This is a genomic window from Bacteroides sp. AR29 (assembly GCF_900217715.1).
In the GTDB taxonomy this organism is placed as follows: Bacteria; Bacteroidota; Bacteroidia; order Bacteroidales; family Bacteroidaceae; genus Bacteroides; species Bacteroides uniformis.
The window spans coordinates 69099-82407 of sequence record NZ_OBMS01000010.1; the positions used below are offsets into that span (position 1 = coordinate 69099).

Here is a 13309-nt window from a genome sequence, read left to right on the forward strand (position 1 = left end):
TTAACTTAACACAGTGACAAAGATATGAGAAAAATTTTGTTGATGAGGCTTTTTTATCTAAAAAAATTAGATTTTAAGCAATTATTGCAAACCTATGAAAATCACATTATTCCTTCTCCTGTTTGTTATATTTCAGGTATACAGCGGGAACTGCTACTCTCAGAATGCCAGGGTCAGCATTCAAAATGCCCGGCTGAGGGTAGGGCAAGTTCTCGAGCAAATTGAATCGCAAACAGAATACTTATTTGTATATAACAAACAGAACGTCGATGTACGCCGTACCGTCGACATCAATGCAAGCAACCAAACTGTTTCCGAAGTACTTGACCAAATGTTCAAAGGGACAGACATCAAGTATGTGATGGAAGGCAAAAACATCGTTTTAACCAAAAACAGCAGGAGTGCTGAGGATAAGACAGACACTCTGCAGGAAATGGCTACTGTAAGAGGAAAGGTGACGGACTCCAAAGGCGAACCGATTATCGGTGCCAACATTCTTGAAAAAGGGACCGCCAAAGGTGTTATCACCAATACCGAAGGAGAATTTAGTATGAATATCCCTCCTTATGCCACTATTGTCGTATCCTACATCAGTTATGAACCGCAAACCATTGCCCTGAACGGTAGAAATAATCTCCACATCCGGATGGAAGAAAAGAGCCTCGCCCTGGAGCAAGTAGTGGTAACCGCCATGGGTATCCAGAAGAAAATGTCCTCATTGACCTATTCTACCCAACAGATAAGCAGCAGTGAGCTGACCCGTGCCAAAGAGCCGAACATGATTAATACACTGGCAGGAAAGACGGCCGGAGTACAAATCAATAAAACCGCCAATTTAGGAGGTTCTGCCAAAGTCGTCATTCGCGGTGCACGCTCTGCATTTGCCAGCGGCAACAACCAGCCCTTGTACGTAATTGACGGTGTTCCTATGCTGAACAGCTCAACAGAATCCACCTCCACCGTAATCGGCGGTAACTACGATGGATTGAACCGTGATGCCGGTGACGGGATTTCCAACCTGAATCCGGACGACATAGAAAGCATCAACATCCTGAAAGGTTCTTCTGCCGCCGCGCTTTATGGTTCGCAGGCAGCTAATGGCGTCATTCTGATCACCACTAAAAAGGGAAAGGCCGGACTGCAGCGCGTTACATTCTCCTCCAACCTGACCGTAAGTCACGCCATCAGTACCCCCGAATTCCAAAATACATACGGCCGGAACGAAGATGGCGGTACGGCAAGCTGGGGTACAAAAGGCAATGTAACGGACTATGACAACATAGGCGAATTCTTCAGCAATGGCATCACCACTTTCAATTCGCTGGCCATCACTACCGGAAATGAAAAGGTACAAACTTATTTCTCATACGCCAACACCACGGCTAAAGGAATTGTGGACAATAACAAACTACAGAAGAATAACCTGAACCTACACGAAACGGCCAGCCTCTTCAACAACAAGCTGAAACTGGACGGCATTGCAACACTAATGACCCAAACCGTCAAGAACTCCCCTGCTACCGGCGGCTATTATCTGAATCCGCTGGTCAGCTTGTACAGTTTCCCACGTGGCATAGACATGAGCACTTACAGAGAAAACTTTGAAACGTGGAATGCCGACCGCAATATGATGACACAAAACTGGATTGAAAAGAATGGAGATGGTACCGTCAGTGAATGGGGACAGAATCCCTACTGGCTGAAAAACCGCGTGCTCAGTGGCTACAAGCGTTATCGCGCTGTGGCATCGGCCAGAGCCAATCTGCACATTACGGACTACTTCAACCTGCAGGTACGGGGTAATGTGGATTATATCAGTGATAAATTCGACAATAAGATGTATGCCACTACAGCTCCCAACATCGCCGGCAAATACGAGGACAAGGAAAACGGACGTTACATCTGGTCGGACAGCCAGGAAATCCAAGTCTACGGTGACGCAATGGTCTTGTTCAACAAGGAATTTGATGACTTTTCCCTCAATACGGCACTGGGAGCCAGCATCAACATGAGTAAAGTCAATTCACTGACGATAGACTCAAGGCTTGCTTCCCTCTACAAACCGAATGTATTTACCGTCCCCAATGTAGTGATGGACTCCAAAGCAGCCGTAAATCAGAGCATCGACAGCAAACGCACGCTCCAATCAGTATTTGCCACCATGCAGTGGGGCTGGAAAGGACTACTATACTTGGACATTACCGCACGTAACGACTGGTCATCCACATTAGCCCACACAGACAGCAAGAATACCGGATTCTTCTATCCCTCCATAGGAGCTACCTGGATTCTTAACAAAACCTGCTCCCTGCCCAAATGGATAAGTTTTGCAAAAGTGCGCGCTTCATGGGCGGAAGTCGGTAATGACCTCCCGATAGGAATCACCAATCCGGTAGACATCATCATGGTAGGCGGCAGTATCAATGTAAATACCGTAGAACAGCGCGGTGACCTAAAACCGGAAATCAGCAGCTCCATCGAATTCGGTACAGAATGGCGCTTCTTCCATCACCGCTTCGGGATAGACTTCACTTGGTATCAGACCAATACCAAGAACCAGTTGTTGAGAATGGACAATCCTACGGGCTCCACCTATAAATACCGGTATGTCAATGCCGGAAAAATACGTAACCAGGGTTTTGAGCTGACGGTAGACGCCACTCCGCTACTATACAGAAACTTTTCGTGGAAGAGTCTCATCAACATGTCCGCCAACAAGAACAAAGTAGTGACCCTGCATCCTGACTATCCGGAATTTTCCTACTACGAAGAAGGTTTCAACGCAGGCTATCAGATGCGTGTCAAAGAAGGAGGCAGCCTGGGGGATATTTATGGAAATGCTTTCCGCCGTAACGAGGATGGCAGCATCATGGTTGATGAAACCAGCAAAAGGCCTTTAGGAAATACCGGAAACAAGGATTTGCTTGGGAATGCCAATCCTGACTTCACCATGGGATGTAGCAACACACTTACCTACAAGAACCTGGAGCTCTATTTCCTGATAGATTTCCGCTTTGGCGGCGAAGTCATGTCACTGACACAGTCTGAGTTGGATGCCAACGGCGTGACCAAAGTCACCGAAGATGCCCGCACCCGGGGATATGTAGAATACCAGGGACAGAAGTTCAACGACCCGAGAGCATTTTACAGCGCAGTAGGCGGCAGAAATGCCATCTCCGAATATTATATGTACGACGCAACCTGCATCAGACTCCGTGAAGTATCACTGAGCTATTCTTTCCCGAAAACGATACTGGAAAACAGTAGATTCATAAAGGGAATCGACGTATCATTGGCAGCGCGCAACTTGTGTTTCTTAAAGAAGGAAGCACCGTTCGACCCCGATGCAGTAATGTCCGTAGGCAACAACAATCAAGGAGTAGACGTGTTTGGCATGCCTACTACCCGGAATATCGGCTTTAACCTAAGATTAACCTTTTAAAATGAATACCTTATGAAAAACAAGTGCATCATATTCCTTTTCTGCCATAGCATATTGCTGCTTGCAGCTTGCACCGGCGGTTTTGAGAACGACAACGAAATCAAGGGAGGTTTCTCGGACGACAAAAAGGAAATAGATTTCCAGAACCTGACTGCTCCATTCGAACCCATACAGTCGGGCATCTACTTCAATATAGGTTCTGTAGGCTTAAATTGGGTATGGCAGATGACACAATCCCTGAACCATGACATGTTCTCCGGCTACTTCATGGACCCTATTCCTAAATTCATGAAATCCAACGCCTGCTACAACCTGAACTCAGGCTGGACCAATGCCGCATGGCAATGTACTTACGGATATGTCTACACGGAGGTGCAGAAGGCAGAAAAGAACTTTTATGGCAATGACAACTTGAAAGGCTACCTCGGCATTACCGAAATTTTGAAAGTGGAACTGATGCACCGCATTGCCGATACATACGGTCCGCTGGTCTACCATCAACTGGGTGAGACACCCCGGGTTTACGGACAGCAAGAAGCCTATACACGCTTCTTTGCAGACCTGGACGAAGGGCAGCAATTGATAAGGGAATACCTGGACGAGGGCGGTGACAACAACAAATTCAAAGAGTATGATATGCTGACCAACGGCAAGACCTTGAAGGAGTGGTTAAAGTTTGCCAACTCACTACGTTTGCGCCTTGCCATGCGCATCTCCAATGTAGATGCAACACTTGCCAAAGACCAAGCAACCAAAGCACTGAATGACAATCAAGGTGTACTGGAAGGTGCAAGGGAAACCATCGCTGTAATGGGCAAGAACTATATCAATCCTTTGTGTGCCGTTGCCGGTTGGGGTGAAGTCTACATGAATGCCTCGATGGAATCCATTGTCAACGGTTATGAGGACCCGCGTGGCAAGAAATGGTATAACACCGCCCTTCTCGAAGGTTATCAAAAACAGTTGTTAGGCATTCCCATCGGCTTACCCATGAAAGACGGTGACGCCAACATTTACAGTTTTTGCTCTTCCCTCAACACAAGTACCATCGGCGAAAAGACCGGAGCCGTATTGATGAGTGCGGCGGAAGTCTGGCTGCTCAGGGCCGAAGCAGCCCTCCGCGGCTATACCAAAGAGAATCCCCGCACATGCTATGAATACGGGGTAAGTACTTCATTTACACAGTGGGACTGTGCTGGTGCCTCCGAATATCTGGAAAGCGACAAAACCCCTGCCGATTATAAAGATGTAGTCTCGGGCGGTAAGGTAGGCAAGGACATGAAAGCCTTGATTACCATATCCCCCAAATGGGAAGAAGATGCAGACATAGAGACGAAACTCGAAAAGATTATTACCCAGAAGTGGCTGGCATGCTGGCCCGAAAGTTATGAGGCATGGGCTGAGCAACGCCGTACCGGATACCCCAAACTTTTCAAGGTCCAAAACAACACCGGAAAAGTGATTGATACGGATATCATGATCCGCCGCCTTCCGTTCTCGACGGACGCCGCCACTGCCGACCCGGCACAATACGCCACCCTCACGGAAAAACTGGGTGGCGCAGATAACGGCGCCACCCGCCTTTGGTGGGATACGGGGAAAAACTCTTTCTAGAACAGACTCCACGCAACCGTAAGCCCTGCCATCACAATGGCTACCATGCTCATCAGCTTGATTAGGATATTCAAGCTCGGACCGGATGTGTCCTTGAACGGGTCTCCTACGGTGTCACCCACGACTGTAGCCTTGTGGACTTCACTGCCTTTGCCGCCAAAGTTGCCTTCTTCCACATACTTTTTGGCATTATCCCATGCACCACCGGCATTTGCCATGAAGATGGCAAGCACGAAACCACTGCTCAATCCGCCAATCAGCAGGCCGAGCACACCGGGAACACCGAAAATAAGTCCCGTCGCAATCGGAGCAATGATAGCTATCAGTGACGGAATCACCATCTCGCGTTGCGCCCCTTTCGTCGAGATTGCCACACAACGCTCATAATCAGGCTCCGTTTCTCCCGTAAGGATTCCCTTGATTTCGCGGAACTGGCGGCGCACTTCGTCTACCATATGGGCCGCTGCACGCCCTACCGCATTCATCGTCAATCCACAGAAAAGAAATGCCATCATCGAGCCCAGAAACATACCGGAAAGAACTTTCGGATTCATCAGCGTCACATCGTAGTGATGCATAAAGTCGAAGAAAGTGGCATCTTGAAGAGCCACGGCATCGCCATGAGGAAGCGACAGTTCGGTAGTCCCGAGGCGGGTCAGCCCGATACGGATTTCCTCGACATAAGAGGCCAGCAAAGCCAATCCCGTCAAAGCGGCGGAACCGATGGCAAAGCCTTTGCCCGTAGCGGCTGTAGTATTGCCCAAGGAGTCAAGCGCATCGGTACGCTTACGCACCTCTTCACCCAGACCGGACATTTCCGCATTGCCACCCGCGTTGTCAGCTATCGGTCCGTAAGCATCTGTAGCAAGCGTGATGCCCAATGTAGAAAGCATACCTACTGCGGCAATGCCAATACCATAGAGCCCCAGACCCACATTAGAGAAGTCGAAGCCCGAAGCAAAGAGATAAGAAGCAATGATACCTATCACCACGGCAATCACCGGAATAGCCGTAGAAAGCATTCCCAAGCCTATACCGGAAATTATGACTGTCGCCGGACCGGTCTTTCCGCTTTCACTCAGCTTTTGGGTAGGACGGTAGGATTGGGAAGTATAGTACTCCGTAGACCGCCCGATGATGATACCTACTATCAAACCCACTATCACGGAGCAGGAAATCCACAGCCAGTTGTCCAACTTCAGCAACCACAGGATAAAGAAAGTGGCGACAACTATCAAAATAGAGCTGAGATTAGTACCGAAAGCCAGTGAGTTCAGCAAGTCCTTCATCTTCGCATTCTCTTTGGTACGCACGGAGAAGATACCGATAATGGAAAGCAATATTCCGACGGCTGCAATCAGCATCGGAACGATTACGGCCTTGAACTGCATCAGCGTATCACCCGAGTGGATAAAAGCCGCAGCACCGAGGGCAGCCGTAGCAAGGATAGAACCGCAATAACTTTCGTACAAATCAGCCCCCATACCTGCCACGTCGCCTACATTGTCGCCTACATTATCCGCAATCGTGGCAGGATTACGCGGGTCGTCTTCGGGGATACCGGCTTCCACCTTTCCCACAAGGTCGGCACCTACATCGGCAGCTTTTGTATAGATACCGCCACCTACGCGTGCAAACAATGCCTGCGTGGAAGCGCCCATACCGAAAGTCAGCATGGTAGTGGTAATGATGCAGAGTTTATGGGTGGGAGTCATTACATCTTCCGGAATTACAGCATTCAGCAACAGATACCAGAAAGATATATCAAGCAAGCCAAGGCCAACCACTACCAGTCCCATCACCGCACCGCTACGGAAAGCCACGCGTAGTCCGGCATTCAGCGATGTGCGTGCCGCATTGGCAGTGCGAGCCGATGCGTAGGTGGCCGTCTTCATACCCAAAAAGCCGGAAAGTCCGGAAAAGAATCCTCCGGTAAGGAAAGCAATCGGCACCCAGGAGTTCTGCACTCCGAAACCGTATGCCATAATGGAGAAAAGGATAACCAGCCCCAGAAATACCCAGCCCACAATCTTGTATTGTTGGCGAAGGTAAGACATAGCACCTTTGCGCACAGCAGCGGCAATCTTAATCATCTGAGGCGTACCCTCACTCTCTTTCATCATCTGACGATGGAAATACCAGGCAAAACAAAGTGCCATAATAGAAGCGGCTGGAACCAGCCAGAATAGGATTTGGTCCATAGCATTTATTCGTATTAAAAGGTTGAACGAAAGCCTAAAAATATTGATTTGAAACGAAATAAGCAAATGAAAAAGAAAAGAAATCCAAGCAAGCATGTATTTATACTGGCGAATAAAACAACAAGCAGTACCCTTTTTTACCTATTTTTTGTATTTAATGAGAAGAATAGAGCACATATAGATATATATTACAACTTTTATAGTACCTTTGCAACAAGTAAACAAGCTAAAAACAAAGGCATTATGAAACCAATCTATTCTAACCTAACATGCAAGATGCTGGCTTTGACATTATGCAGCATTATGCTGGCATTCCTATCCATAGGATGCGAACATGACGTCTACAATCCCAATAATGGAAAAGACGATGAGAAGACTCCCAACTCTTTTGATTTTTCTACGACATCTTCCATCCAAGTAAACGTAAAGTATGATGTCCCCGAAGGCTATAAAGTACTTTTTGAAATCTATCTTGAAGACCCGTTCACGATTGACAAAGATGGCCAGATTATAAAACGCACAGACCTGGAACCGGTCATCAGACGCATGACAGACGGTAACGGTGCATATAGCGGCAAGGAAATCATCAATTCGGACCATGGGGACGAAGCATATATCTATACTTCTTATATAGGGGTCCCCACCCTCTTCAAAACAGTTATTGCAGGAGATGCCATTACTGCCGACATCAAATGGGATTCCACCGATGATAATCCGCAAACACGGGCGGAGGGATGGCAGGCACCCAAAGGATACCATGTATTAGGAACATGGAGCTCCAAAGGATATCCTCATTATTTAGACACAGACAACAAAATCACAATTCCCGGTGATGTATTGACAATCATCAATACGACCTTGAAGGAAGGAGGCACATGCCCTAAGCAATACCGACAAGCCATAGATTTTGAAATCAATGATCCGGAAGGGCGCAATGCGGAAGTATCCATCCGGATAATTGGAGGAACCAGCGGTGCAGCGAGCGCCTTTGGCTATTATTGCTATAGGGCAGACGCATCTTTAAGTGAAATTAAAAAAGCCCCCAAATGCATTGTTTTTCCAAACACTCTGATGGATAATTATTATAATAAAAAGGCTTCCGGACTACAAGGCGGTGAAAGTGTAAAGCTTCATTACATAGACCCCGACGGAGTGGACCAAGGCACCGTATTTCCCAATGGAGTAAAAATCGGATGGTTCCTATTGAATGACAGCTTCTATGGCGGAAACAATAAGCCTTTCTACTCTACTACAAAGCTGAATGGGGACGGCCGTACACATACAGCTGCATTCCGCATCGATGATTTTGTCGTATTGTCCTTTGAAGATTGGACAGACCAAGACTATAATGATATACAATTCAACGTATGGTCCAACCCCATCGAAGCCATCATCAATCCGGATATTCCTGATATCAAACCTGACGGTGGCAACGAGGATAAGAAATACAGTCTGGAATACAAAGGAATCATCGCTTTCGAAGATAATTGGCCCAGAAAGGGTGACTATGACTTGAATGATGTTATTGTAAAATACCAGTCCGTATTGAACTTCAATGATGCCAATCAGGTCCTTTCTACAGAAGACACCTATGAGTTGCTTTGGTCCGGTGCCACTTTCAAAAATGGTTTCGCTTACCAACTGAATACAGAACGCAGCAATATGTCAACTGAAATATTGGAAGCCCCCACAAGTTTCAACGGACAAGGACTGGATACAGACCTTTCCAAAGCTACCGTCAATGTATTTCTAAGTGCGCTCGATGTAACAGAGAGAAATACAAAAACCGCTACATATAAGATAAAGAACACCTTCAAGACTCCACTATCACACGAAACGCTTGGAATTCCCCCTTATAATCCATTCATCATGGTACATGACGAATTGGAAGAATCACGCATCGAAGTGCATTTGGTCAACTATCCTCCTACTGAAAAGGCAGACATGGCTCTATTCCATACCGAAGAGGATTTGTCCTCTGTACCGACAAGCTATTATGTAGCCAATGGCAACTATCCTTTTGCCATTCATCTAAGTGGAGCCACAAACTTCAATACTCCTGAAACCCAGCCGATAGACAAGAGCTTTGAACATTTTATGGATTGGGTCAATTCCAATGGAACAGATTATAAGGATTGGTACAAATAACCGATAAAAGATACTCCTTATAAAGAAAATGGCAACCATTCACAGGGTTGCCATTTCTTATATCTTCCTATGTTGTAATATAGTAGAGCGAACTTATTCCACCGTTACAGCCGTACCGCATGCCGTAACCATCAACATGCTGCCACTGCCTCCTACCGTTTCATAGTCCAAGTCTACACCAATCACGGCATTGGCACCCATAGCACGGGCATGTTCTTGCATCTCGCGCAAGGCTATATCTTTAGCTTCGCGCAGCACTTCTTCATAAGAGCCACTTCGCCCACCCACCACGTCGCGGATGCTGGCAAAGAAATCGCGGAATACATTGGCACCGATAATCGTTTCACCGGAAACGATGCCATAATAGCGGGTGATACGTCCACCCTCAATAGTCGGGGTTGTTGTTACTAACATAATTCATTTTTTTAGTTGTTGACATATTAGACGCAAGGAATGAAAGAAAGGTTGCAAAGCTTTGCTTTGGTCAGAACATCCGGCTGACACGAACTATACCTGCCACCAGCACATCTATCTCCTCCCGGGTATTGTAAAGCCCGAAAGATGCACGCACTGTTCCTTCGATGCCAAGACGCTGCATCAATGGTTGGGCACAGTGATGTCCCGTGCGTACGGCAATGCCAAGACGGTCGAGCAATGTACCCATATCAAAATGATGGATATCACCTACCAGAAACGATATGACACTACCCTTGTCTTCTGCCTCGCCGAAGATACGCATACCGGGAATCTCTTTCAGCCGTTGCATGGCATACTGGGTCAATTCGTGTTCATAGGCGGCAATCTTGTCCATCCCAACCAGCGAAACGTAGTCCAAAGCTTTGGCAAGTCCGGTAGTACCGATATAATCCGGCGTACCGGCTTCAAACTTGAAGGGCAATTCATTGAAGGTAGTCTTTTCAAAAGATACATGCTGAATCATCTCTCCACCGCCCTGATAGGGAGGTATCCTATCCAGCCACCCCTCTTTACCATAAAGCACCCCTACCCCCGTAGGACCATACACCTTGTGCGCGGAGAAAACGAAGAAATCGGCATCCAGATCCTGCACATCTACCGGCATGTGGGGAATGGACTGGGCACCGTCCACAAGCACCGGAACACCCTGCTCATGGGCAAAAGCAATCATCTCCTTGACGGGATTGACCGTACCCAGCACATTGGAAACATGCGCCACACTGACAATCCTGGTACGTTCGGAGAACAACTGCCTATATTCGTCCAATAAGAGTTCGCCCTTGTCATTCATCGGAATCACCTTGATGGTAATTCCACGCTTGGCGGCAAGCAGCTGCCAGGGAACAATGTTGCTATGGTGTTCCATCACAGAAAGAATCACCTCATCCCCCTCCTGCATAAATTCCTCACCAAAGCTGGAGACAAGCAGGTTGATACTCTCCGTCGTACCACGGGTGAAGACAATCTCATTCGTGCTGCGAGCATTGATGAAACGTCTCACCGTCTCACGCGAGGCCTCGTGCAGCTCTGTAGCCTGCTGCGACAGGAAGTGCACTCCGCGATGCACATTGGCATTCACCGAATAATATTCGTCCGTAATGGCATTTACTACCTGGCGAGGTTTCTGCGTAGTCGCGCCGTTGTCCAGATAGACCAACGGCTTGCCATATACCTCACGGGAAAGGATAGGGAAATCAGCTCGAAGCCTCTCCCCCAGCCCCTCTCCCATAGGGAGGGGAGCCAAGATACTACTCTTATTTATATCGTTGTTCATAATGAATCGAAATTATAAGCTATCACTTGCAGATGGCGCACCCCTGGCATTTGTTCAGTTCCCCCCGGAAACGCTTCTCTACCAGCAGATGCAGACGGTCTTTCAAAGCATCCAAACGGATGGTGTCGATAACTTCGTTGACAAAAGCGAACATCAGCAGCAGGCGCGCCTCGCGCACCGGGATACCACGCTGCCGCATATAGAAGAGAGCGCTTTCATCGAGCTGCCCCACCGTAGCGCCGTGACTGCACTTCACGTCATCTGCATAAATCTCCAGCTGAGGCTGGGTGTACATATGTGCATCTCGGGTGGCACAAAGATTGCGGTTGGTCTGTTGCGAACTGGTGTGCTGTGCGTCAGGGCGCACTAAAACCAGACCGGCAAAGGCACCTACAGCCTGCTCGTCAAGGACATACTTATAAAGCTCATTGCTGGTACAGTTGGGCACGGCATGGTCGATTGTCGTATGATTGTCCACATGCTGATTCTTGTCTGCAATGGCCATACCGCACAGATTCAGCTCCGCATGTTCACCGGCAAGCGTCACACAGGTTGTATTCCGTGTAGTTCCGTTGTGCAAGGTCATACCATTCAGCAATACATTACTATTGGCTTCCTGCCTTACATACATATTGCTGATACGTACCGTACTGGTGTGTGTCTCTTCGAGTTCATAAAAATCGAAAATGGCATTCTCACCGGCAAAGATTTCTATCACCTGCGTTGCCAGGAAGTTCACGCCGTCCATCGCATGGTCACACACCAACAAGCGGGCTTGTGCACCCTCCTCCAGAATAATCAGCACACGGCGGTTCACCATAAAATTGACGTCACCACGCAGGATATTCACCAGCTGAATAGGTTTCTCTACCACCACGTTCTTAGGAACATAAAACAGAACGCCGTCTTGTGCAAAAGCGGTGTTGAACGCCGTCACCCCATCCTCTGCCGTATCAGCCAACTTGCCATAATATTTCTTCACCAAATCGGGATGTTTCTCGGCCACCTCCTTCAGGCTGCCGAAGATAACCCCTTCAGGCAGATGGGACTTAGGCAAAGCCCTGCCATAAAAAGCATCGTTCACCACAAAATAAAGAGCAGTGCTCATATTGGGAACATCGCACTTGAACACTTCATAAGGATTCACCGGAATTTCCAACCGGTTCAAGTTCAAGCCATAATCCGGCTCAAAGAACTTGCTGATATCCGTATATTTGTATTTCTCCTCCTTACGGGTGGGAAAGCCCAAGCGCTCAAAGTCAGCAAAAGCAGCGGCACGCGGCGCATTCAGCACCTCGGCACTATGCCGGCATATCATCGCCTCCGTTTGGGAGAAAAGGTCTATGTATTGTTGCTCTACACTCATGTTTTCAGATTATGAGTTTATAATTCACCTGCTTCTTTCCTTATCCAATCGAAGCCACGTGTTTCAATCTCCTTCGCCAATTCCGGTCCACCGGTCTTTACGATACGTCCACCCAGCAGTACATGTACCGTATCGGGTTTGATATAGTCCAACAACCGCTGGTAGTGGGTAATGACCATAGCACTGGTTTCCGCAGTCTTGAGTTTGTTGAAACCGTCGGCCACAATACGCAAAGCATCCACATCCAATCCGGAATCCGTCTCGTCCAAAATAGCAAAAGTCGGTTCCAACATCGCCATCTGGAATATCTCGTTACGCTTCTTTTCACCGCCGCTGAAACCTTCGTTCACGCTACGGTTGGCCAGCTTGTTGTCCAACTCCACAATGGCACGCTTCTCGCGCATCAGCTTCAGGAACTCACTGGCCGACAAAGCAGGCAGATGGCGGTACTTGCGTTGCTCATTCACAGCCGCACGCATGAAGTTCACCATCGACACGCCCGGAATCTCTACCGGAGCCTGGAAAGAAAGAAAGATTCCTTCATGTGCACGGTCCTCAGGACTCATGGCAAGCAAGTCCTTGCCATTAAAGGTAATTGAGCCGCGCGTCACTTCGTAAGCAGGATGGCCAACCAACACATTACTCAACGTACTTTTACCAGCACCGTTCTGTCCCATCAGTGCATGTACTTCTCCATCACGTATGGTCAAGTTGATGCCTTTCAATATTTCTTTGCCATTGATGCTGGCATGCAGGTCTTTTATCTCTAACATCTTTATATTTACTAT

8 protein-coding genes are annotated in these 13309 nt (G+C 47.8%); 3 read left to right on the forward strand and 5 right to left on the reverse strand.

Annotation, left to right across the window (positions count from 1 at the left end; genetic code table 11):
* The first annotated feature begins 94 nt into the window (after nucleotides 1-94).
* Both CSD97_RS08515 and CSD97_RS08520 read left to right on the forward strand, forming a co-directional pair.
* Complete coding sequence (locus CSD97_RS08515; protein WP_098032274.1) at nucleotides 95-3442, forward strand: SusC/RagA family TonB-linked outer membrane protein; 3348 nt, start codon at nucleotides 95-97, stop codon at nucleotides 3440-3442.
* A 12-nt stretch (nucleotides 3443-3454) separates the two neighbouring features.
* On the forward strand, nucleotides 3455-5056 hold the full coding sequence (locus tag CSD97_RS08520) for a SusD/RagB family nutrient-binding outer membrane lipoprotein (protein ID WP_005824376.1): 1602 nt from the start codon (nucleotides 3455-3457) through the stop codon (nucleotides 5054-5056).
* On the opposite strand, the gene CSD97_RS08525 is transcribed toward CSD97_RS08520, so the two are convergent.
* Nucleotides 5053-7257 (reverse strand): sodium-translocating pyrophosphatase, encoded by a 2205-nt coding sequence (locus CSD97_RS08525; protein WP_005833687.1) that lies wholly within the window; start codon nucleotides 7255-7257, stop codon nucleotides 5053-5055. The genes CSD97_RS08520 and CSD97_RS08525 overlap by 4 nt on opposite strands.
* A 66-nt stretch (nucleotides 7258-7323) precedes the next feature.
* Here CSD97_RS08525 and CSD97_RS08530 point away from each other — a divergent pair, with 66 nt between their 5' ends.
* Nucleotides 7324-9405: an LruC domain-containing protein gene (locus CSD97_RS08530; RefSeq protein ID WP_098032275.1), complete on the forward strand. Its 2082-nt coding sequence runs from the start codon at nucleotides 7324-7326 to the stop codon at nucleotides 9403-9405.
* Between the two features lie 93 nt (nucleotides 9406-9498).
* On the opposite strand, the gene CSD97_RS08535 is transcribed toward CSD97_RS08530, so the two are convergent.
* From CSD97_RS08535 to sufC, 4 genes are all read right to left on the reverse strand, one after another.
* Complete coding sequence (locus tag CSD97_RS08535) at nucleotides 9499-9819, reverse strand: heavy metal-binding domain-containing protein (protein ID WP_005824368.1); 321 nt, start codon at nucleotides 9817-9819, stop codon at nucleotides 9499-9501.
* Nucleotides 9820-9889: 70 nt separating this feature from the next.
* Nucleotides 9890-11110, reverse strand: a complete 1221-nt coding sequence (locus tag CSD97_RS08540) for a cysteine desulfurase (RefSeq protein WP_008661986.1) — start codon at nucleotides 11108-11110, stop codon at nucleotides 9890-9892.
* A 67-nt stretch (nucleotides 11111-11177) separates the two neighbouring features.
* Nucleotides 11178-12521, reverse strand: coding sequence for a Fe-S cluster assembly protein SufD (gene sufD, locus CSD97_RS08545; protein ID WP_005824364.1), 1344 nt, complete (start codon nucleotides 12519-12521; stop codon nucleotides 11178-11180).
* A gap of 17 nt (nucleotides 12522-12538) precedes the next feature.
* On the reverse strand, nucleotides 12539-13294 hold the full coding sequence (gene sufC / locus CSD97_RS08550) for a Fe-S cluster assembly ATPase SufC (protein WP_005824362.1): 756 nt from the start codon (nucleotides 13292-13294) through the stop codon (nucleotides 12539-12541).
* Nucleotides 13295-13309 lie beyond the last annotated feature (15 nt).

Bases quoted from the DNA above. Each gene is read 5' to 3' on its own strand.
- CSD97_RS08515 (WP_098032274.1), top strand. From the start codon at position 95: ATGAAAATCACATTATTCCTTCTCCTGTTTGTTATATTTCAGGTATAC.
- CSD97_RS08520 (WP_005824376.1), top strand. From the start codon at position 3,455: ATGAAAAACAAGTGCATCATATTCCTTTTCTGCCATAGCATATTGCTG.
- CSD97_RS08525 (WP_005833687.1), bottom strand. From the start codon at position 7,257: ATGGACCAAATCCTATTCTGGCTGGTTCCAGCCGCTTCTATTATGGCA.
- CSD97_RS08530 (WP_098032275.1), top strand. From the start codon at position 7,324: ATGAAAAAGAAAAGAAATCCAAGCAAGCATGTATTTATACTGGCGAAT.
- CSD97_RS08535 (WP_005824368.1), bottom strand. From the start codon at position 9,819: ATGTTAGTAACAACAACCCCGACTATTGAGGGTGGACGTATCACCCGC.
- CSD97_RS08540 (WP_008661986.1), bottom strand. From the start codon at position 11,110: ATGGGAGAGGGGCTGGGGGAGAGGCTTCGAGCTGATTTCCCTATCCTT.
- sufD (WP_005824364.1), bottom strand. From the start codon at position 12,521: ATGAGTGTAGAGCAACAATACATAGACCTTTTCTCCCAAACGGAGGCG.
- sufC (WP_005824362.1), bottom strand. From the start codon at position 13,294: ATGTTAGAGATAAAAGACCTGCATGCCAGCATCAATGGCAAAGAAATA.